At 41.8% G+C, this 21,929-nt stretch carries 10 protein-coding genes; 7 read left to right on the top strand and 3 right to left on the bottom strand.

Annotation, left to right across the window (positions count from 1 at the left end; genetic code table 11):
• The first annotated feature begins 5 nt into the window (after nt 1-5).
• The 6 genes from MF4642_RS02200 to MF4642_RS02175 all read left to right on the top strand — a co-directional run bounded on the left by MF4642_RS02200 (nt 6) and on the right by MF4642_RS02175 (nt 16,945).
• The gene (locus tag MF4642_RS02200; RefSeq protein WP_078425156.1) at nt 6-2,669 is read left to right on the top strand and encodes a DUF11 domain-containing protein; all 2,664 of its coding nucleotides are present in this window, start codon (nt 6-8) and stop codon (nt 2,667-2,669) included.
• Nucleotides 2,670-2,760: 91 nt separating this feature from the next.
• A complete protein-coding gene (locus MF4642_RS02195) occupies nt 2,761-6,519 on the top strand; it encodes a DUF11 domain-containing protein (RefSeq protein ID WP_161489502.1) in 3,759 nt (1,252 codons plus the stop codon).
• Nucleotides 6,520-7,016: 497 nt separating this feature from the next.
• The gene (locus MF4642_RS02190) at nt 7,017-7,511 is read left to right on the top strand and encodes a hypothetical protein (RefSeq protein WP_058870598.1); all 495 of its coding nucleotides are present in this window, start codon (nt 7,017-7,019) and stop codon (nt 7,509-7,511) included.
• A 46-nt stretch (nt 7,512-7,557) separates the two neighbouring features.
• The gene (locus MF4642_RS02185) at nt 7,558-10,287 is read left to right on the top strand and encodes a DUF11 domain-containing protein (protein WP_078425154.1); all 2,730 of its coding nucleotides are present in this window, start codon (nt 7,558-7,560) and stop codon (nt 10,285-10,287) included.
• Nucleotides 10,288-10,379: 92 nt separating this feature from the next.
• Nucleotides 10,380-16,394, top strand: a complete 6,015-nt coding sequence (locus MF4642_RS02180; protein ID WP_078425153.1) for an SdrD B-like domain-containing protein — start codon at nt 10,380-10,382, stop codon at nt 16,392-16,394.
• Nucleotides 16,394-16,945 carry a hypothetical protein gene (locus MF4642_RS02175; protein WP_078425152.1) on the top strand — a complete coding sequence of 184 codons (552 nt, stop codon included), beginning with the start codon at nt 16,394-16,396 and terminating at the stop codon, nt 16,943-16,945. Before MF4642_RS02180 ends, MF4642_RS02175 begins: the two co-directional genes overlap by 1 nt.
• An 86-nt stretch (nt 16,946-17,031) precedes the next feature.
• Here MF4642_RS02175 and rsmB read toward each other — a convergent pair whose 3' ends face one another.
• Both rsmB and fmt read right to left on the bottom strand, forming a co-directional pair.
• Nucleotides 17,032-18,336, bottom strand: coding sequence for a 16S rRNA (cytosine(967)-C(5))-methyltransferase RsmB (rsmB, locus tag MF4642_RS02170; protein ID WP_078425151.1), 1,305 nt, complete (start codon nt 18,334-18,336; stop codon nt 17,032-17,034).
• The gene (gene fmt / locus MF4642_RS02165; RefSeq protein ID WP_078425150.1) at nt 18,336-19,295 is read right to left on the bottom strand and encodes a methionyl-tRNA formyltransferase; all 960 of its coding nucleotides are present in this window, start codon (nt 19,293-19,295) and stop codon (nt 18,336-18,338) included. Before fmt ends, rsmB begins: the two co-directional genes overlap by 1 nt.
• A gap of 471 nt (nt 19,296-19,766) precedes the next feature.
• Here fmt and ilvD point away from each other — a divergent pair, with 471 nt between their 5' ends.
• Nucleotides 19,767-21,596: a dihydroxy-acid dehydratase gene (gene ilvD / locus MF4642_RS02160; RefSeq protein ID WP_078425149.1), complete on the top strand. Its 1,830-nt coding sequence runs from the start codon at nt 19,767-19,769 to the stop codon at nt 21,594-21,596.
• 83 nt (nt 21,597-21,679) lie between these two features.
• On the opposite strand, the gene MF4642_RS02155 is transcribed toward ilvD, so the two are convergent.
• A complete protein-coding gene (locus tag MF4642_RS02155; RefSeq protein WP_058870579.1) occupies nt 21,680-21,871 on the bottom strand; it encodes a hypothetical protein in 192 nt (63 codons plus the stop codon).
• Between the last annotated feature and the right edge of the window lie 58 nt (nt 21,872-21,929).

Genomic DNA, 21,929 nt, shown 5'->3' with positions numbered 1-21,929 from the left:
GGAAAATGTTTGCAGAAAAGAAAATGATTCGAAATATGCGTATTGCCATGCTGAGCTTGTTGGGGGCAACAGCATCGACTTGGGTTTTTGCTGATACTCTGGTCATCAGTAACATGGCTGTGGGTGAATACAAAGAAGAAGGCTCTACCGTGGTTCAAGTGGCACGTTCCAACTTGGTTCAAACAACTGTTATTCCTCGGTATGAATTTCTTTTAAACAGTGATCGGACGGAATATGTGCGTCCAGGTCAGACGGTTTATTATCATCACGTTTTAACCAATACTGGGAATGAACGTGATCTTTATAATTTGGTGAGCAGTCAAGTTGCAGGTGACAGTTTTAGCCATAGTAATATTGAGATTTACTTGGATACCGATCGAAATGGTGTTCCAGACAATAATACTCCCATTAATCAATATAGTTTAAATGCTGGAGAGGCAGTTGCACTGATTATTAAAGCAGTCATCCCTTCAACAGCTACAGTGAATGGGCTAAGTCGGATTCGACTTACCGCAACTTCCATAAAATTACCAGCCACTCCTCTGAGTAATACAGATACATCACGAATCACAGATCAGGCAGCTTTAAACTTAACCAAGAGCTTTGATAAATCAACAGTGGTGAATGGGGATATCGCAACAGTCCGTTTAACTTATACCAATAATGGTAATAACAGTGGTGTAGTGAATATCAGCGACCTGTTGGATACCGCGCAGTTGACGTATGTGAAGGGGGGAGAAAATTGGAATGGACAAGCACTTAATTCTGATATAGCAGGTAGTGATCCAGTAGGAATCAATTATTACCTCGATACGGATGCTAAAACCATTCGTGCGCAAATCACCAATGTACCTGCCAACGCCCAAGGTTATATTGAGTTCCGTGTTCGTGTGACACGTACTGCACCCGGTGACATTCCAAACTTAGCCAATATGGACTATGACCATGACAGTTCGACTACCACGCCTAACTTAGTCACGCAGTCTAACACTGCTATGTTAAGCATTAAGCCGATTTATGGGGTGGTCATTAATGCTGATGCAAATAGTGTAAGTGGTAGTGATTTATTAGAAAAATTAGGGGCAAGTAGTGGTAGTACGGTTCTTTTTGAAAACTATGTGTGGAATACAGGAACGGTAGCAGATCGGTTCAATTTAACTTTTAACAGCCATAATTTACCGACAGGTAGTGTATTGGAATTCTATCGTGCAGATGGTGTTACACCATTATTTGATAGCAATAATGACGGTATTATCGATACGGGGACTATAGATGCGGGAACGAATAATAAACTTCCGATTATTGTGAAGGCTACATTCCCCGTCGATTATGTAGATACAGCCAATACCACTTATACCATTGTGCCTAAAGCACAGTCGATTTCAGACAGCAGTAAAACGGATACAGTACAAGATCGAACATCTTTGGTACAGGGTGTTGCTGCTCGTTCTGTAGATTTGATCAATAGTCCTGAAACTACAGCTAATGGTACGGGAAATGGCAATGTGTCGAGTGGGAGTTCGCCGTGGAAAACTTTAGCTGGGGTGAATAATCAAACGGTGGTGTTCCCACTCACTGTACGTCATACAGGTCAAGCGACGGTATATAGTTTTAGTGCCGATGCCGATAATAATTTTGCGACGGTTGCATTGCCTACTGAAATTAGTTCAGTTCGCTATTTTTCTACAACGACGGCAAATTGTTCAGTGCTTGGAGTGGAAATTGCTTCAACGCGACTGTTGAATAATGGCGAATCACAGCTCTATTGCGCTGTGGTCGAAATTCGGGCGGATGCCAAGACCACAACCCAACCGATTCCAATTTATTTTAAAGTGGCTTCGTCTAATTTGATGACCTCAGCGCCAAGTAATGGTTATGACGTTATTCAAAATGCAATTACGATTAACTCAAATGCGAGTCAAGGTGGGGTGAGTTTAGAACCTGATTTACGTGGGCAAATTGCACCAGGTGGCAGTATTGTGTATAGCCATATCTTAAAGCTGTGGGGAACGTCTGTATTGTCTGCAACGGATAATTTAAGCGTTGCCAATGATCGAACAGGTTTTACGACTACCCTTTATTATGATGCTAATAATGATGGGCAGTTAGATGCTTCTGATCCAATAATTCAGAATTTATCGATTGTGAATAGCTCTATTTTAAGCAGCAAAGCACCGATTCGTATCTTTAATAAAGTTGAGAATACTGCGTATAACACTGTTGGAATAGTGAATACTTCGATCATTAGCCTAAAAAATAGTGAGGGTACGATATTAGACACAGCGACAGACATTACAACCATCACTAGTGCACCAGTCCGTTTGAGCAAGTTACAAGCCAAAGATAATAATTGTGATGGCGTGGCAGATGGCACGTATACCTCAAACGTATTGCCAATTACACGTAATTCAGATGGGTCTGGGCAATGTGTTCTGTATCAATTGACCGTGAAGAATTTGGGTGCTTCGGCAATTGGTCGATTTAATTTTTATGACTATACACCTGAGGCGATGGTGATGAGTAAAGTGCCAAGTTGTACAACCTGTGAATTGGGTTCATTAACTGCACCAGCACTTGGACAGTCGGGTGCAATTAAAGGTTCAGTTGCGACAATAAAAAGCAATGAAAGTCATAGCTTAGAGTTTGGGGTGAAATATGTGGGGAATTAAGTTGAATTATGCTTTGCATACTATTCAGAAAAAAATATTTTCAGACTCGTTTACTAAGCATATATCTTATGTTGGACTTCTAAGTTTTATAGTGGGTATTTCACAGATTGTATTTGCTGTTCCGACTTTAGAAATCATGTCTTCTAGTGGTACTAATACAAGTAGTGCTTCATTGAACGACAAAACGAATACGTTTGTATTTAACCCAGCGAACCCTACAAATAACATTACACAGCCATATTTCCCTACGACAAAAGTTACTTATTCTATTTCGGATAATCCATATACTGGCTCGTCTATTGATGGCTATGGCCTTTTTTATAGTGCTAATTCTTTTGTTGCATTGAAAGATCAAGGTTTTCCAACAAATTATAGTGCGTATTCAAATACTTTTTCTTCAAATCGAAGTAATGTCGGAACTGGTATTGATTTAGCGGCGAACTATGGCGTGCGTTTTACCTCAACTTGGGACAAATTGGAAGGTAAATCTATTCGAACATCTGGATTAGGACACTATATGGGCGAAATTACCATGCGTTGGGATCGTCCAGTTACTAACCCTGTAATTAACATTTCTGGTTTAGGGGGACGGACATCTAGTAGTAATAATTGGTTTTATCCAGCTTATGGTGTTAGTGCGCAATTTAAACTGTTGTCAACTAATAATATTTCTCAAATGTATGAACTATCAGGAAGTAATTTCTCTGTAAGTAATTGGGAAATTAGAAATATGTCTAGTACCTTGGGTGCGTTGATTGATAATGGTGGTGCAAGTGGTAGTGTTCAGTTAATGACAAGTTCTGCTATTACTGAGCTTAAATTTGCAGTCTATATGCGCTCTGATTCTAGTTCTTCTGAGAGAATAAACCCTTCTATAAATTCAGGAGCTGATGCCTTTATATTCAGTGCCTCAAGTGTTGACTCTATGGTTGGAGACTTGGTTGTTTCTAAAACAAATAATACTACTCAGGTCTATTCTGGCGGAACGACGACTTATACCGTACGTGTAAGCAATAATGGTCCTGATACTTATACGGGAACATTGTTAAAGGATGTGGTTGGGACAGGATTAACCGCAACAGCTGTTGTCTGTAGTACCGTTCCCAATAATAAATGTACCACAGCACCCGATTTAACCAGCTTGGCTTCTATCGATACGGGAAGTTTGGCCTCTGGTGAATTTTACGAAATTTTAGTCACAGCACGTGTAGATGCTGTGGCAGGCAGTACAGTAACGAACACGGCTACGGTGGATGTGCCCACCTTGGGTTCATCTACAGGGGCAAGTTGTATAGCTTTAAATAGTGATGGTATTACTCGTTCGTTTAACCAAAGGACAGGCACTTGTACGACAGCAGACCAAGATACTGTGCTTGCCTCCGCTGATCTAGAAGTCTCAAAAACATCAGATAAAACAAGCTATGATGTAGGTGAGGTTGTTAAATATACGATAAAAGCATGGAATAATGGTGCAGCTGGAGTTACAGATGCGGTATTAGCTGATAATGTTCCAAATAATATTGCCAGTTTATATTGGTCATGTAAAAGTTATGGAACTGCTGTTTGCCCAAGTAGTGTAACCAATGGAAATGAAACAAATAGTCTAACAGCAACAGGATTAACATTACCTGCAAATGGCAAAGATGTTAATTATTTGGAATTTACAATAACCGGTTTAGCTTACAAAAGTGGTTCAGTAACGAATACGGCATCAGTAACGACGAGTACTTTTGAGAATAATTTAACCAATAACTCGTCATCGGTGGATATTATTATTAATTCAAATTCACCGATTACCAGCGGCAGCTCACAAAACCAATGCTTATCTGGTCAATCGGCTAATTTGGTTTCAGATACAACTTTTAAGGCATATTTAGTCGATAATGCGAGCAGTGCTTATGATAATGCTCTAAAAACGGCTGGAACTAGTCCGACTATCGTGCCAAATTCAGTCATGTATGGCACGGGCGCAAATGGTGCATTGCAGTTAAAAGGACGTTTAAATTGGTCAAATGGTAGTCCTAAAACAAGTACTAGTGGGGCAACTTTAAAAATTATGGTCGATGGCGTTGTCTACGCGATCCTCGTTACTCCAGCGAAAAGTTCAAATACTCGAGCTTCATTTACTGCATTTAATGGTGCTCAGGTTAGTACAACTGAATACGCAATCGGTTCGTATAGTACAGACCCAGTCACCATCAATTTTACAATTACCTTACCTACAACTGTCACTATGGCAAAAATAGTGCGTACGGAATTTCAAAATATTCGACCGGGTACAAATATCATTGGAGATGATATTGGTGTTGGGTTTAATGAATTAAATATGTGCTTAAAACCAACCTTTGAAATGAATAAAGTGTCTGAAAATGGCACAGATAGTTTCAACTTTAGTTCTTTTTCAAATTTGAGCAATGCCAATGCTGAAACCATTACTAGTGGGGAAGTGGTAACAACTGTTGTTGGTACGGCACAGTCTGTGCGCCTAAAAAATAGTGCATCACCTGTTGAGCAAGGTTCAACTGTAGCCTATGCAACCCCAAACACAGCGATTAGTTTTGCTGAATCGGCTTCAACTTTATATTCACTTAAGAGTGTGGAATGTATCGATAGCAATGCCGCTGTTTCAGGGAATAGCTTAGGTAATTTGGGAAGCTTAAGTGGACTGACTCAAACTATTCCAGCAGCAAATGTGAAATTTGCGTCTAAGTTTGTTTGTCGTGTGACCAACAGCAAAAATGCTGGCTATGTATTCTCTGGTCGAGTGTTTAATGACAATAGCGGAACGACCTCAGACACCTCTAAGGCTTATAACGCTGTTGTAGATACAGGTGAAGTGGGTATAGCAGGCAGTGTTATTGAATTGCAAGATTGTAGTAGCAAAGCCGTTTTGGCCTCTGCTACAAGCAATGCCAATGGTGAGTTTAAAATCCAAACATTACAAGATGTCTTTTCTGGACGCAGTAATGTCTGTCTCGTGCAACGGAACCTGACGGGGTTTGATTCAGTAAGTTCTGCAAAAGCAAGTAATGTCACAGCGACAGTAGATAGCACAAATGATCAGTTTACGATTCCAAAAGCAAATAATGTCACCAGTTATGAAGGCTTTTTATTTGGGGATGCTGAGTTGCAATTGATCTTAAGCCAAAATGGACAAAAAACCATTGTGGCTGGGGATGTAGTGGATTATCCGCATGAATTGATGGCTAAAAGTGTGATGAATGTGCTCAATGTAATGGAAAGCAAAGAACAGCAACCTGCAAATAATCAGCCTTGGCAGAGTTTAGTTTACGTGGACAGCAACTGTAATGCACAGTTAGATCAAGGTGAGAGTTTACTGACGAGTCGCACTATCAAAGCCAATGAAAAAGTCTGTTTGATTCAGCGAGTTGTTTCACCAACCACGGCACAAGGTGGTGATCGCTTTATTGCGAGTTTTAAAGTCAATGGAAAAGGAACTTATAGCACTGCCACAGCGAAAGAAAGTAATAGTGTGAATGACATTACGACGATTGGGACTGCAGGTTTAAACATCACTAAGTTGGTTCGAAAAACATCTACATGTCCTGCACCTAGCAATAATTCCACGCCATTTACTGTGTCAAACCAAGCTGCGAAAGGGGATTATTTGGAATATCAAATGACCTATACCAATAATTCAAACAAAAACTTAGTTGATGTTGTTTTAAAAGATAGTGTTCCCATTGGTACTGTATATGGAGCAATGTCGTGTACAGCTACAGGTTGTCAAACTGAAGCAAATGCAGGGCAGTTGAAATGGACAATTCCTGGTGTGTTGGCACCGAAACAAAAGGGGCAAGTGGGTTTCTGTGTACGCATTCCCGATTAGTTAATTTTTGATATGGCAAGCCCCTTCTGGGATCTACAGGAAGGGGCTTTTTATTGCTCATTTTTATAAAAGGGAGATGTAGTTTATTTATTTACTTGAAAAATATATTAAATAATAAGCGTGGGTTGAGTAATTTAAAGACAGTTATAGCGTCTATTTTGTTCAGATGGTTCTCTCAGAAAAATAACATTTAGGACTCTTACAGAGCATTAAAATTTTTACTAGCAGCTGTCATTTTTTGTATCTTTTACAAATGTTTCACTATGTAATTTGGTTTTAAAATAAAAATATAATAAATATCAGTAACTTGATTGTTATTTTTGATTTTTTGTATTCACTAAAAAAAACACAAGGTGAACTGGTTAACATTTTTTTTAAATAATGTATGGTTGTTTGTGTGATTTTTGTTTAACATTGCTTTGGAATTTGTTGCATTAATTTATAAAAAAGTGATTAGTGTCACAAAAATTTCGCATTGGTTCTCAGTGGATAAAATCATGTTAAACAAAAACTCTATGCTGAAAAAAATGACAATTAGTTTGATGTTTGTTGGGGTTGCTGCCAGTGCGATGGTGGCAACTGCAGCGACCAATAATGAGCCTGTCTCTGTTCAGCTTAAAGCGTTTAAAAAAGTTGTAGACAATAAGGGGAATGCACAATTTAAAGCTGCAGACTCAATTAAACCGCAGGATGTGATTGAGTATCGTGCGACTTATACCAACAACACGACAGGTAATATCAAAAGCTTAAAGGCGACATTACCTATTCCAGCAGATACTCAATATTTGGGTGCAAGTCTGCCTTCAGGTGCACTCGCGAGCACGGATGGTGTCAACTTTGCAGCAATGCCATTAAAGAAAAAAGTAGATGGCAAATTGGTCAATATTCCACTGAAAGAATACCGCGCTTTACAGTGGCAGATTGCAGAGTTACCAGCGAAAAAGTCTGTAACGGTTAGTGCACAAGCCAAAGTAAATACTTCAAACGATTAATTTCTAAATTTTACACACATCATTCCGATGGAGTCGGGGGACTTTCATGTCTATGAATTTGAAAACAACAAAGCGAAATAACCTTTATTTGTCAATTGCGACAGTCTTAGGTGGGTTTGCTTTCTTTGCTACAGGCACCACATATGCAGCTGCACCAGCTGCGGGCACGAACATTAGTAACATTGCAACAGCATCGTATGTGGATGGTACGTCGACTACACGTACAGTGACGTCGAATGAAGTCAAAACGACTGTTTTACAAGTGGGCAGCTTCACACTTGAGCAAGACCGTAGTGCGACTGCGAACCCGAATGGTGTGGTGACCCTATCACACGTCTTGACCAACACTGGTAATGGGACAGATGAGTTCACACTGAATTTAGCCAATGTAACAACTGGTGATGCATTTGATTTCTCAAACATTGCGATTTATTTAGATGCGAATAAAGACGGCGTGCCAGATAATAATACTAATTTGGCAGGTCAAAAAGTTACCCTAAATGCTGGTGAGTCTGTAGGTTTAGTGGTTGTGGGTACAACTGCATCAACAGCGAAAGCGGATGATTCGGGTCAGTTAACATTGTCTGCGGCAAGTGGCTATATTACTGTTCCAGCAGATAAAACAAAAACCAATACCGATACCGTTAAAATCGTAGGTGGCGCGGTGATTCAAGTCACTAAGTCAGCGAATGTCACTGCTGTAACTCGTGGCGATACAGTGACTTATGAGTTGACCTATAAAAACACAGGTAATGCCGACGCAACTAATTTAACCATTGAAGATATCCTGCCAGCAGGTGTGACTTACGTTGATGAATCGGCACGTTGGAGTGGTCAGACTGCTCCATTGACAGATGACGCGAATGATGAAACTGCTGCGAAATACAAGTATGACCGTGGTATATTAACGTTAGTATTGGCATCAGTGCCACGTAATAGCACCGGCAAGTTAACGTTCCAAGTCACAGTCAACGCAAGCGCACCAGCGGGTAAAATTACTAACATCGCAACATTTGACCCAGATGGTCCAGGTAAAGAAAGTCCTCAACCTACTAACCCGTATGATGTCACAGTTCAGTCGACTTATATTGGTACGATCAATGATAATAAAACAGATACCTATTCGGATACACAAAAAGATATAAGTGTTTCTACTAAGGATGACTTGATCACAACAACAGCGGTTCAAGGTTCACCGATCTTATTTGGTGCGTCAAGCTTAACTGAAGATATCTGGATTCATAACTTAGGTAATGTGACTGAGACATATAATATTGAAGTCGACAAATCTAAGCTACCACCAGGTTCTATCGTTGAATTGTTAAAGTCAGATGGTAATACACCATTAACGGATACCAATGGTGATGCAAGTGTAGATAGTGGTCCATTGGTATCTGGTGGTCATCTTGAAATTTCGGCGCGTATTACTTTACCAAGTGGTTATACAGGCCCTACGCCATTTGTCGCATTGGACACAATTTTAACCATTACACCAGTACATGGCACTCTACCCGATAAGATTACTTTACGTATTACTGACATCACTGCTTCTAAAGTCGATTTGAGTAATGGTAAGGGTAATAAAGACTATTTAGAAGATACCCCACTGACAGGTGAAGGTGCATATGTTGCAGGTAATATTGTAACGACAGTAACGACCAAACCTGGTGTTGCAGGAACATTCCCGATTGCTGTGACCAATGGTGGTTCAACTGCAGACAACTATAACTTTGGTACAGATCAACCATTACCATCTGGTTGGACTGTCGAATACTTTGTTGCTGATTCAGCTGGTGTATGTTCTTCAACTAAAGTGACCAATACAGGCGCAATTCAGCCAAATGCGACGGCTTACTTCTGTGCCAAAGTGACACCTTCAGCAAATGCAACACCTGCAAATAGCCAAGATATTGTCTTCACGATTAACTCTCCTGCAACGGGCTTAACCGACAAGATGAAAGATCGTCTTGTTGTAGAAGCTGTGCGTGGACTGTCGTTCTTAGCTGATCAACAAGGTCAGGTCGCTCCAGGCGGTACTATTGTTTATAAGCATACTTTGACCAACAACGGTAACGTTGTAGAAGGTGTGTCTGGCGGTAGTACGCTTCCTTTTGCAATTACGCATGATCCATCCACATCTGGTTTTGTGACGTCTGTTTATGTAGACAAGAACAATGACGGTATTGCGGACTCAACTGAACTAGTTACTGGAAATGATCTAACAGCTTGGTTAGAAAAAACGGGTGGAACAACATCTGCGTTTGATGGACTTTCTCCAAATGAAAGCGTCAGTATTTTGGTGAAGGTTGAAGCGCCAAGTAATGCAACTGCGGGTCAGGCCGATCTATCTATTGTAACCATCACTCCGACAGGTGAGTTGAACAGTATTGCTGCCCCAGATGCTGTCACTGTAACTGATAAAACTACAGTGAACATTGGTCAAGTCCGTTTGGAAAAATTACAAGCGCTAGACGCTGATTGTAATGGCGCTGAAGAAGGCAATTTCGGAACATCGACGCTTCAAGCAAAACCTGGTGCTTGTATCATTTACCAAATTAAGGCGGTGAATGATGGTAACCAAGCGGTAACTAAAGTTGTGATTACAGATGCGGTACCAAGTTATACCACTTTAGGGTCAACACCAGCAGCTGCTTTAGATCCTGTATCAAAAGGTTCAGTGTCAAATACAGCAAACAACTTGAAGTCAACTGAGTTTGCTTTAGCACCTTCTGAAACGGTCACAATGAAGTTCAGTGTTAAGGTCGATGGACAATAATTAAGTCATAACATTAATAACTATTTTTGTGGATAGGCATTGTCAAAATGCCTATCCCTTAACCTTGTTTTACTTGGTATTGGGGTATTTTCGTGATTAAACGAGTTCAGCCGCTATATAATCATAAGATCAAGCTCATTTTCTCAAGCTTAGCAACCGCTATGGCTTTGGTAAATCATGCTTATGCTGTGATGCCTGCTGCTGGGCAAAATATCACCAATACTGCGTATGCAAGTTTTGTACAAAAGGACGGTTTGATTGGTCAGGCCGTTTCTAATACTGTTCAAGTGACGATTAATCCCCAATATGTCATTAGTCTGACTTCACCAGCTCGTCAGGAAATCAATGCCGGTGCAAAAGTTATTTGGTTAAACACTTTAACTAATCACAGTAATACACAAGCCGATATTTCAATTGATAAAAATTCGGTTCCAGAATTATCCAATATAAAAATTTATGTCGACAGTAATCAAAATGGTGAGTTTGATCGTTCAGACTTATTGGTGACAGGACATTTGAGTTTAGAAAGCGGTCAAAAAGTTGACCTATGGGTCATCGCTGATTCATCGAGCTCTTTGAATGATAGTCAACAAGTTGATTTACCACTGCGTGCATATGTTATTCAAGATCCAACAGCTATTGCAGATGCTGTTAACGGCTTAATTAGTTTTTTACCTCAGTTAACAGCAACTAAAGCAGTCGATAAAAGTAGTTTCGAACCAAAAGCGAGCCAATCTTACGATTTAACCTACACTTTAAGTATTAAAAACACCTCTACGCGCAACTCGGGTACTAAGCCGATTGAGGTCGATGGACAAACCATTAATGCTGTGGTGTTATTGGACGAGTTACCAGCCAACACCACGTTTAAATCAGCAAAAGCAAATAACACAAAAGCTTTGGTGTTATATCCATTAGGTCAAGATAAATTTACCCAGCAGATCCCGAACGATAAATCACTCATCAATACTTTAGTGGTGGCTTATCCGCAAGCGCTAGCAGCCAATGCGACTGAAACGGTCGAACTGGTTGTGACGATGAATTCTAATATTAGTCGTACATCGATTTCGAACATCTTTAGTGTTGAGCATGGCCTAGTCTCAAGTATTAAAAAGACTCTGTCGAATGAAGTGGTCACCACAGTGGGTGGAAGCTCTTCCATCACCAATAACAGCAAAGATTATTCTAATATTTTAGCGACTGGCAGTTTAACTAAGCCGTTGTATATTGCTGCAAATAGTGCCATGTGTAATGCCACGCGCAGCAGTGTAGACAAAGTTAAAATCAAAGTTCAATCGACGAAAACTGGTGATATTGAATATGTACAGGGTGTTGAAACAGGCATCAACACAGGCGTATTCCGGTTTTCATTACCTACTCAGGAGTCTGCGACAGCACAGCAGAATGATCAAATTCTACAAACGGTTAAGCGCGATCAAGTGGTTGTTAGCTTAACGGATTGCTTGGATGAAAATGGTAACTCCACAACCAGTATCAGTGATGTAGATACCAATGTACTCATTGATCCATATGGTGTTGTTTTTGATGCCAAAACCAATCAACCTGTTGCGGGTGCAACCGTTACTTTATTGGATGCGAATGGCAAGCCTGCTGAAAATGTTGCTTATAAACTAGATGAAACCACAGGGGACAAAGTTGCTATTCCTGCAAAGCAGGTAACCAATAGTGATGGTGAGTTTATTTACCCTTATATTGAAAATGGTACCTATAGCTTATATATCGACACCTCAACGATTGCGGGTGGAACCCGCTATAAATTTACCAGTGACAAAACCATTTATAATAATTTTGATCAGCGTGTGGTCGATGCATCATGGTCTTATGGCGGAAACTTCACTTTAAAAACAGGTGATGCTGCACTCAATATTGATATCCCAATCGACCCAATTGATATTGTGACGCCAATTAATGACAAGTTGGTCATTAAAAAAGAAGTGGTGGGCGATAAAACAGCTGAGATTGGTGACTTTAAAGATTATATGGTGACGGTTGCCAATATGGGTGACTCAACACTGTATGACGTCAATATGAAAGATACTTTGCCACGTGGCTTTGTGTATGTATCAGGCACTACGCGTGTCAATGGTCAAAAGAGTAATGACCCACAGGGTGGTAAAGGTCCTTATTTAACTTTAGGTTTAGGGACACTGACACCGAAACAAGAAGCGAAAGTTCAATACCGTGTGTATGTCGGGCCAAATGCTTTAAGTGGCGATGGGATTAACCGTGTTTATGCACAGGATAATAAAAATACGACTTCAAATGAAGCACAAGCGGCAGTCAAAGTGACACCAGGGGTATTTAGTCCAGATGGTTTCGTGGTGGGTAAAGTATTTACTGACTGTAACCGTAATGGGGTGCAAGATGCGGGCGAGCTTGGTGTTCCAGGTGTTCGTATTTATATGGAAGATGGTAACTTTGTGGTCACTGACCGTGAAGGGAAATATAACTTCTATGGCATTAAACCAATTACCCATGTCCTGAAAGTCGACAATACCACTTTACCGAATAATGCTGAGTTGGTACTGATCAGTAACCGTCAAGCGGGTGATCCAGCTAGCCGATTTGTGGACCTAAAACGCGGTGAATTGCATCGTGCCGATTTCGCGATTGCAGATACCGCAGGCGAATGTAGTCAGGCGTTGGCAACACAAATTGAAGCGCGCCGTAGCAAAATTGATGCACAACTTGATGCACTTGAGCAAACCTTACGCCAAGATTTAAACGTAGATGCACAGAGCAGTTATGTGACTGATGTTCAAGGTCAGCCTGCAAGTGGTTGTATTAGTGCTTCAGGGGCCTCGGCAAACTGTAATATTGAATATAAAAAAGAGCAGATTAAAGACGTTAAAACGGTTCAAGTTGAACCTGTTAAAACACCAACGATTTTAGATTTAGAGCAAGAACTACAACGTTCTGAGTCGAACCAACTTGCAATTTTGAATTTAAATGAACAGCAAGTGCTACCTGCTCAACAAGCAACCATTCAGGTGAAGGGTGCTTTAGGAACTGACATCCGTTTATTTGTGAATGACGAGCAAATTTCGGAAAAACGTATTGGTAAAAAAGCAGCTTATCAAGAGCATGGAGTTGCTGGTTTAGACTTTATTGGTGTGCCGCTGCTTGCAGGCAAAAACACAGTTGCAGTTCGCCAGTACGACAGCTTTGGCAATTTACGTGACCAACAGCAAGTGACAGTAATCGCACCAGATGCAATGAGTCAACTGGCTGCACAGCCTGTAGAACAAGTGGTTTATGCCAATGGCAAAGACGTTTATCAAGTTGTTGTTAAGGTGCTTGACCGCAATGGCACGGCTGTTGCAACACGTACCCCAATTACGATAGAAACATCGGTGGGAACGGTTCAACTCAAAGATTTAGATCCAGATAAACCGGGTATTCAAGTTTTTGCTGAAGGTGGCTCACTGGTTATCCCAGTTCTTGCGCCATTAGAAGCGGGTTCAGGTGTACTGCGTATTCGTAGTGGTATTTATGAGCAGACAGTTCCTGTTCGCTTTTTAGCAGAATTACGCCCAATGTTGGTTGCGGGGATTATCGAAGGTTCATTTGCATTGAACAAATTCGACCCAAAAAATTTATCGCAAAGCTCAACACAAGATGGCTTCGAAGAAGAACTGAATGATTTATCCAGTTCAGGGGATGGTGAAACCACCATTCGTGGTCGTGCGGCTTTATTCTTGAAAGGGAAGGTGCGCGGAGATTACTTACTGACTTTGGCTTATGACTCGAGCAAAGAAAATAATCAGCGCCTATTCCGTGATATCCGTCCAGATGAATATTACCCCGTGTATGGCGATGCATCAGCGAAAGGCTTCGATGCACAATCCACCAGTAAACTTTATGTCCGTGTGGATAAAGGCCGTTCTTATGCCATGTATGGGGACTATGTTACACGTACAGAAAATGACGAAGGGCTTTCACTGGGTCAATACAGCCGTTCATTGACAGGCCTGAAGTCAACTGTTGAAGGGAATCATTACCAAGTTTCGGGCTTCGCAGCACGAACCAATGCAACGCAAATCGTGAATGAATTACGTGCAATGGGGGTTTCTGGTCCATATTCTCTAGGTATTGATACCGACGATATTTTAGAAAATAGTGAAAAGGTGGAAGTGATTGTTCGTGATCGTAACAATCCAGGTTTGATTATTGCACAGCGTACTTTAAATCGCTTCAGCGACTATCAAGTAGATACCTATACCAACAGTATTTATCTGACCTCACCGTTAAGCAGTATTGATGAAAACCTGAATCCTGTTTATCTACGGATTACTGTAGAGTCGGATCAAGGGGGGCAGGAATATACCGTTGCTGGCGTGAATGGCCGTTATAAACTCAATGACAAAGTGACGGTGGGTGGCTCTTATATTCAAAATGATGATCCTATGGATCAAGAGAAAATTGCCAGTGCCAATACCGTCATTCATTGGAATGATAAGACCAAACTGATTGCGGAATATGCATATTCTGACCACGATGCCCTAAACATTGACCAATTGACAGATGTGAATGCGTCAAATAGTACAGACACATCTGGTGATGGCACAGCGGCACGCGTTGAATTGGAATACAAAAATGACAAGGTCGATTTACGTGCTTACCATCAACAAGCAGATGAAGGTTTCCGTAATGCAGCGTCTTCAATCAGTTCAGGGCGCAAAGAAAGTGCAGTCAAACTTAATGCACGTTTAGATCAGTTTGGTATTTTACGTGTTGAAGCGGTAAGAACTGAAGATAGTGTGAATGAAGGTGTTCGCCATGGCGTGAGCGCTTCGATTGAGAAAGCGATTAATCGTATTGTAAGTTTAGAGCTGGGTGCACGTTATTATAATGAGTCAGCCAATGCAGCCAGTGCTTCAACCCAAAATGTTGAAACGCCATATGACGGTACCACTGTGCGCGCTAAATTAAAAACAGCACTCCCTTTTGATGGTTCAAGTGCTTTCCTAGAATATGAGCAAGACATCGCGGATAGTGACCGCCGTGTATTTGCTGTAGGTGGTGATGCACAAGTTTATAAAAATATTCATGCCTATGCGCGCCATGAGTTCATTTCAAGTATAGGCGGATTATACGAGCTCAATGACACGCAAAAACGTAATACCACCGTTTTTGGTTTAGACAGTGAATATATGCGTGATGGCTCTGTGTTTAGTGAATATCGTGTACGTGATGGTATGAGCGCACGTGAAGCTGAAGCCGCGATGGGTGTGCGTAATCGTTGGCAGCTTAAAGAAGGGCTATTCTTTAATACCAGTTTTGAAAAAGTAAAAGTCTTTGAAGGTGAAAATAAAGATTCACTAGAGTCTACCGCTGCGACTTTGGGCTTTGAACACCTTTCCAATCCACGCTGGAAAAATGTGGCACGTATAGAAGGGCGTTGGTCTAATCAAAGTGATAGCTATTTAAATACTTTAGGTACCGCGTACAAGTATTCAGACGAAGTGACCTTATTGGCTAAAAATGTCTTGAATATTACCGACAATAAGTCTGCAGATTCTGGCGATCGCGTGATTGACCGTGTTCAGGTCGGTGCTGCATATCGTGATTTGGCAACCAATCGTTTTGACTCATTGAGCAAAATTGAATATCGCTACGAGAAAAATGAAACAACGCTGAATGATCCATATGAGCGCAATGTTTATATTATGTCTCATCATATGAATTATCATCCAACACGTTCGGTGCATGTATCTGGGCAATATGCGGTTAAATATTTGGATGAAACTTATGATCTACTGCAAACCAGTGGTATGACTCAAATGCTCAACAGTCGTTTTATGTACGACATTAATGAGCGTTGGGATGCAGGAGTGAATGCTGGCGTGATGTGGAACAGTGTTTCGGATGGAACCAAGTTGATGGCAGGGGTTGAAGTGGGTTATCTACTAGCGTCGAACCTTTGGGTTTCAGGTGGATATAACTTTGTGGGCTATCAAGATAAAGATCTGATTGATAGTGATACAACGATGGATGGAGCATATTTCCGTTTCCGCTTCAAATTTGACGAAAACTTATTTAACAAAAATAAGCCTTCAGTCAATAAAGCCTTGGAGCCTAAATAATGTTGAAACACCATGCTAAACATGTGTTGTGGCTTCTAGCTTTGGGTACTGTGGTGGCGCATGCTGCAGAGGTCCCTGTCAGCTCAAATTATCCAGTTTCGCAGCAGCAGGTGCATGAGCAATTGCACACTGCAATTGAGCAAGCGATGGACGTACGAGACAAGTACCAGTTAGAAAAAGCACGAACATGGCTGAGTTATGCTGACCATGAATATAGTGAAAAAGCGAAGCGTCAAAATATTGATCTGATCTATCAGCAGGTTTTAGAGATTGTATATGCAGATCAGCGTGCAACGTTAAGTGTAGAAACAGCAATGCTAGCGTTTTCCCAACTGATGCGCCGTGATTTATGGACGCGTGCCGCAACCCTAAAAACACAGACTGGGTTTCAATGTGCCTATAAAGAACTTGCACAAGCTGAAGTGAATTTGGTTTGGGCAGCTGCTGAGTACCGTGAATTAGGTTGGCATCATTCGCGTGAGATTTTTGCTTCAGCAGAACGTTTGATGGATCAAGCCACTTATTTATCTGAAAACTGTGGCACACTTTAACTTAACGCAGTTCGCTTTTTAGAAAAATTGCAGCAACTGCAATCAGTACACACATGAAAAAAGGAGCCTTTCAGCTCCTTTTATTTTTAAATCTTTTCAATGCGACAATAATAAAAACCATCGCCACGCCCTACTTGTGGGAGTAGTTGGCGACCATAAATCTGCTCAATACCCCAATCGGCATCAATTTTAATTTCTTTCGCATCCGTATGTTCAGCAAAGAAGTCGACCATTTGCTGTTCATTTTCGGCTTTCAAAATCGAGCAGGTGATGTATAACAATGTGCCGCCCACTTTGAGCTGTTGCCACATATTTTCAAGAATCTGCTTTTGCAGCTGTACCGTTTTGGCAATATCCCCTGACTGACGCAGCAAACGGATATCGGGATGGCGACGGATCACCCCAATGGCAGAGCAAGGTGCATCCAGTACGATACAATCTGCAAGCTCAGGCGATGTCCATTTCACCGCATCTGCCGAGATAATGTCGACATACTTTTCATTTAAAGCCAAACGCTCTAAGTTTTCAGAGACACGTTTTAAGCGCTTTTCATCTTGGTCGAGTGCAATCAGTTTTTTCGGCTGATACATCTCTAAAATATGCGCTGTCTTGCCGCCAGGTGCTGCACAAGCATCAATTACAAATTTGCCATTCAAGTCGGGTAACAAAGTTGCACAGAGTTGGGCATGTTCATCTTGGACTGAAAAGCCACCCACCTCAAAACCCGGCAGGCTTGGGATATGAAGACTGTCATCCAGCACAATGCCAACATTTGAAAGTTCACAGGCATGGGCTTCAATGCCTTCATCTTCTAAAATTTCAAGATATTCGTCACGGCTGACTTGTAAGGTGTTCACTCTTAAGGTTAAGGGTGCAACTTGTTTCAGCTCATAGCTGATTTCAGCCAGTTGCTCGCCCCAGTCCTTTTTCAAACGTTTGGATAACCAACTTGGCAGATTCGAGGCTTGCTCGAGCACATCGTAGAATTGTTCTGTTTCACGTGTTGCACGGCGTAAAATGGCATTCACCACACCACTTAAGCTTTCCATCCCCAATTGTTTGGCTGCTTCTACCGTTTCAGAAATTGCGGCATGCGCTGCAACGCGGGTACACAGCAATTGGTATAAACCCACATATAAACAAGTTTCAACGACTTGGTTTTCCAGTGGCTTAGTCAACAACGGTAAAGTCACTTGTTTAAGCGCATGCCATTGGCGTAAGCAACCAAGAACTAACTCATGGTACAAGGCACGGTCTTTGTCAGACACAATCGCCATGTGTTGCTGAAGCACAGATGCCAGTGATTGACCATTTTGGACAGCCAATAACGTTTTAACAACCTGAGCACGTAAGTTTAGGGTCTTACCTGAGGCGTGGGGAGATTGTTTCATTATAAAATTTGTCCAATATTCAGTTTTTGGGTTTGTAAAATTTGTACGGCATTTAGGGGTTTACCACCCGGCCATTGCAGAGAGCTTAAACACACCGCATGTTCATCGCCACAAGCGACATGAACACCTTGTTTATCGATGGCTAAAATGGTCCCTGCAGCTTGAGCTTGGGCATTTTCTTGAGACAACATCGAACCCCAAACGCGCAGATTATTGCTTTCATCCAGTGCGATAAATGCGACAGGCCATGGGTTAAATGCGCGAATATTACGGTCAATTTGCACCGCTGTTGAAGTCCAATCAATTTGCGCTTCAGCCTTAGAGAGTTTGTGTGCATAGACTGTCAAAGCTTCATCTTGCACTTCGCGGTTGTCTAAATAGTGCTGCAATGTGCTTTCAGAGGCTAACACTTTGACCGTCGCTTCAGCCCCTTGTTGTGCCAATTTGTCATGCAAGCTTGCAGAGGTATCTGTAGCTTCAATCGGGCAGTAGGTTTTATACATCATATCGCCCGTATCCAAACCTGCGGCCATTTTCATAATGGTGACCCCAGTTTCGGTATCTCCAGTAGAAATTGCGCGTTGAATAGGTGCTGCACCCCGCCAGCGTGGCAACAGCGAACCGTGAATGTTTAAACAGCCATATTTAGGCGTATCCAAAACCACTTGAGGCAAAATCAGGCCATAAGCCGCCACCACCATGACATCTGCATTTAAGGCTTTCAATTCAGCCTGAGCCGCTAAGCCTTCTTCAGTTGAAGACTTAAAATGCAGCGGTTGATAGACAGGAATATCATGTGCTAAAGCCAACTGCTTCACGGCTGAAGCGGTAAGTTTCTGCCCACGACCTGCTTTACGGTCAGGTTGCGTATAGACGGCTACAATTTCGTGTTCTGTTTTTAGGAGAGCGTCTAATGCCACAGCCGCAAATTCGGGCGTGCCTGCAAAGATGATTTTCAAGAAATACTCGGAAAAAAGGAGAAGATTAAAACAATTATAGCAAAACTCGAGCAGCTACAGATTTATCCTGCATAAAAAGCCGATAGAGTAGTTCTAACTAGATGATGTGCGAGAGTTTTATTCAAAAAATAGCGGAAGGATCCTTGATAGCATATCGCTCAAAATTTGTATTTCATATAAATAAAACTCATGCAAAATTTAAAAATTATTCATAGAAGTTTTGCATTGCAAGGTGAGTGAACGGGTTATAGTAGTTTCCATATGCAATTGAATGTCAGCTCATCGGTTAAAATGTAGCGTGCAAACATACTGCCTTCGATAATTTAGGTCGAGATGCCTAAAAACGAGATTTACGCAGAATGCGAATATGTTATGTTTAAATTTTTGACAGTTTGACACTCTCAGAACTCAGATTTTAGCCAGAGTGAATGTGGACATTCATCTCAAGCACAACTATGTTGGAAAAGTACAATGCCTGACTATCGTTCAAAAACATCAACACACGGAAGAAACATGGCGGGTGCGCGTGGCTTATGGCGCGCAACGGGGATGAAAGATGAAGACTTTGGTAAGCCGATTATTGCGGTAGTCAACTCATTCACTCAATTTGTACCGGGTCACGTTCATTTAAAAGACTTAGGTCAACTTGTGGCACGTCAAATTGAGGCGGCAGGCGGCGTAGCTAAAGAGTTTAATACCATTGCCGTTGATGATGGTATTGCGATGGGCCACGATGGCATGCTGTATTCATTGCCTTCACGTGACTTGATTGCGGACTCGGTGGAATACATGGTTAATGCACACTGTGCTGATGCGATGGTGTGTATTTCAAACTGTGACAAAATTACCCCGGGCATGTTGATGGCATCTATGCGTCTGAATATTCCTGTGGTATTTGTGTCTGGTGGGCCGATGGAAGCGGGTAAAGTGAAAATCCGTGGCAATGAACACGCGATTGACCTGGTTGATGCCATGATCGTCGCAGCAGATGACAGCTTCACTGATGAAGAAGTGGCTGAATACGAACGTTCAGCTTGTCCAACCTGTGGTTCATGTTCAGGCATGTTTACTGCAAATTCAATGAACTGTTTAACCGAAGCTTTGGGCCTATCGCTTCCGGGCAATGGTTCAACTTTAGCAACCCATGCCAATCGTAAAAAATTATTCGAAAAAGCGGGTCAATTGATCGTTGAAATTACCAAACGCCATTACGAACAAAACGATTACAGCTTGTTGCCGCGTTCAATTGCCACCAAAGCAGCCTTTGAAAATGCCATGACGCTTGATATTTCAATGGGCGGTTCAACCAATACCGTTTTACACTTGTTGGCAGCGGCGCATGAAGCAGAAGTTGACTTTACCATGACCGACATTGACCGTTTGTCACGTAAAGTGCCTGTGCTGTGTAAAGTTGCCCCTGCAAAGCAAGATGTGCACATGGAAGATGTCCATCGTGCGGGTGGTATCATGTCGATCTTGGGTGAATTAGACCGTGCAGGCTTGTTAGATACGTCTGTGCCGACCGTGCATGAAAAAACCTTAAAAGATGCTTTGGATAAGTGGGATATCATCCGTACTGAAGATGAAGACGTTTATCAATTCTTTCGTTCAGCACCGGGCGGTGTACCAACGCAAACCGCATTTTCACAAGACCGTTACTACTCTCGTTTAGATGGTGACCGTGACAATGGCGTGATTCGTAATGCTGCACATGCCTTCTCTCAAGATGGTGGTTTGGCTGTCCTGTACGGCAACATCGCACTTGAAGGCTGTATTGTGAAAACAGCGGGTGTGGATGATTCCATCTTAAAATTCAACGGCACGGCCCGTGTTTTTGAAAGCCAAGATGCTGCAGTAGAGGCGATTCTAGGTGGAAAAATCACTGCTGGCGATGTGGTGGTGATTCGTTACGAAGGTCCGCGTGGTGGTCCGGGTATGCAAGAAATGTTGTATCCAACCAGTTACTTAAAATCGAAAGGCCTTGGTAAAGACTGTGCTTTACTCACCGATGGTCGTTTCTCGGGCGGTTCATCAGGTCTGTCTATTGGTCACGTGTCTCCTGAAGCGGCTGAAGGTGGTGCGATTGGTTTGGTGGAAGATGGCGACCGTATCGAAATCGATATTCCAAACCGTAGTATTCACTTAGCGGTGGATGAAGCAACCATGGCTGCGCGCCGCGAAGTGCAAGAAGCCAAAGGTTGGCAACCTGCTGAACAGCGTCCGCGTAAAGTCTCTAAAGCCTTAAAAGCCTATGCGATGCATACTACCAGTGCCTCGAAAGGTGCGGTACGTGACATTTAATCGCTAGTCTTTGACGGATGAAAAAGAGCACTCCATTTGGGGTGCTTTTTATTTAAAAGTCATTGGTTCAGCACAATGGAGTCTTAAATAGGTTTCTCAAATTGCAGTTGATAACCTTCGGTTCGACCTACTTTTGTTTTAGCAAAAGTAGGTCGAACGCCTTTTTTTCCTGCCATACAGTGAAACAGCGACATCCATGTCGCTTCATCATGCGACCTGATTTGGGTAGAACCACAATAAATGGCTTCATGTAATACCCAGTGAGTCGCTTTCATGTCTAGCTTGCTTTCTATACAATAAAAACAGCAAAAATTGCCAAGACTGTAGAGTAAT

It is taken from the genome of Acinetobacter sp. MF4642, assembly GCF_002018925.1.
GTDB lineage: Bacteria > Pseudomonadota > Gammaproteobacteria > Pseudomonadales > Moraxellaceae > Acinetobacter > Acinetobacter johnsonii.
Note: the sequence above shows the minus strand (reverse complement) of the source record. Positions and strands in the feature narration are given on the sequence as shown.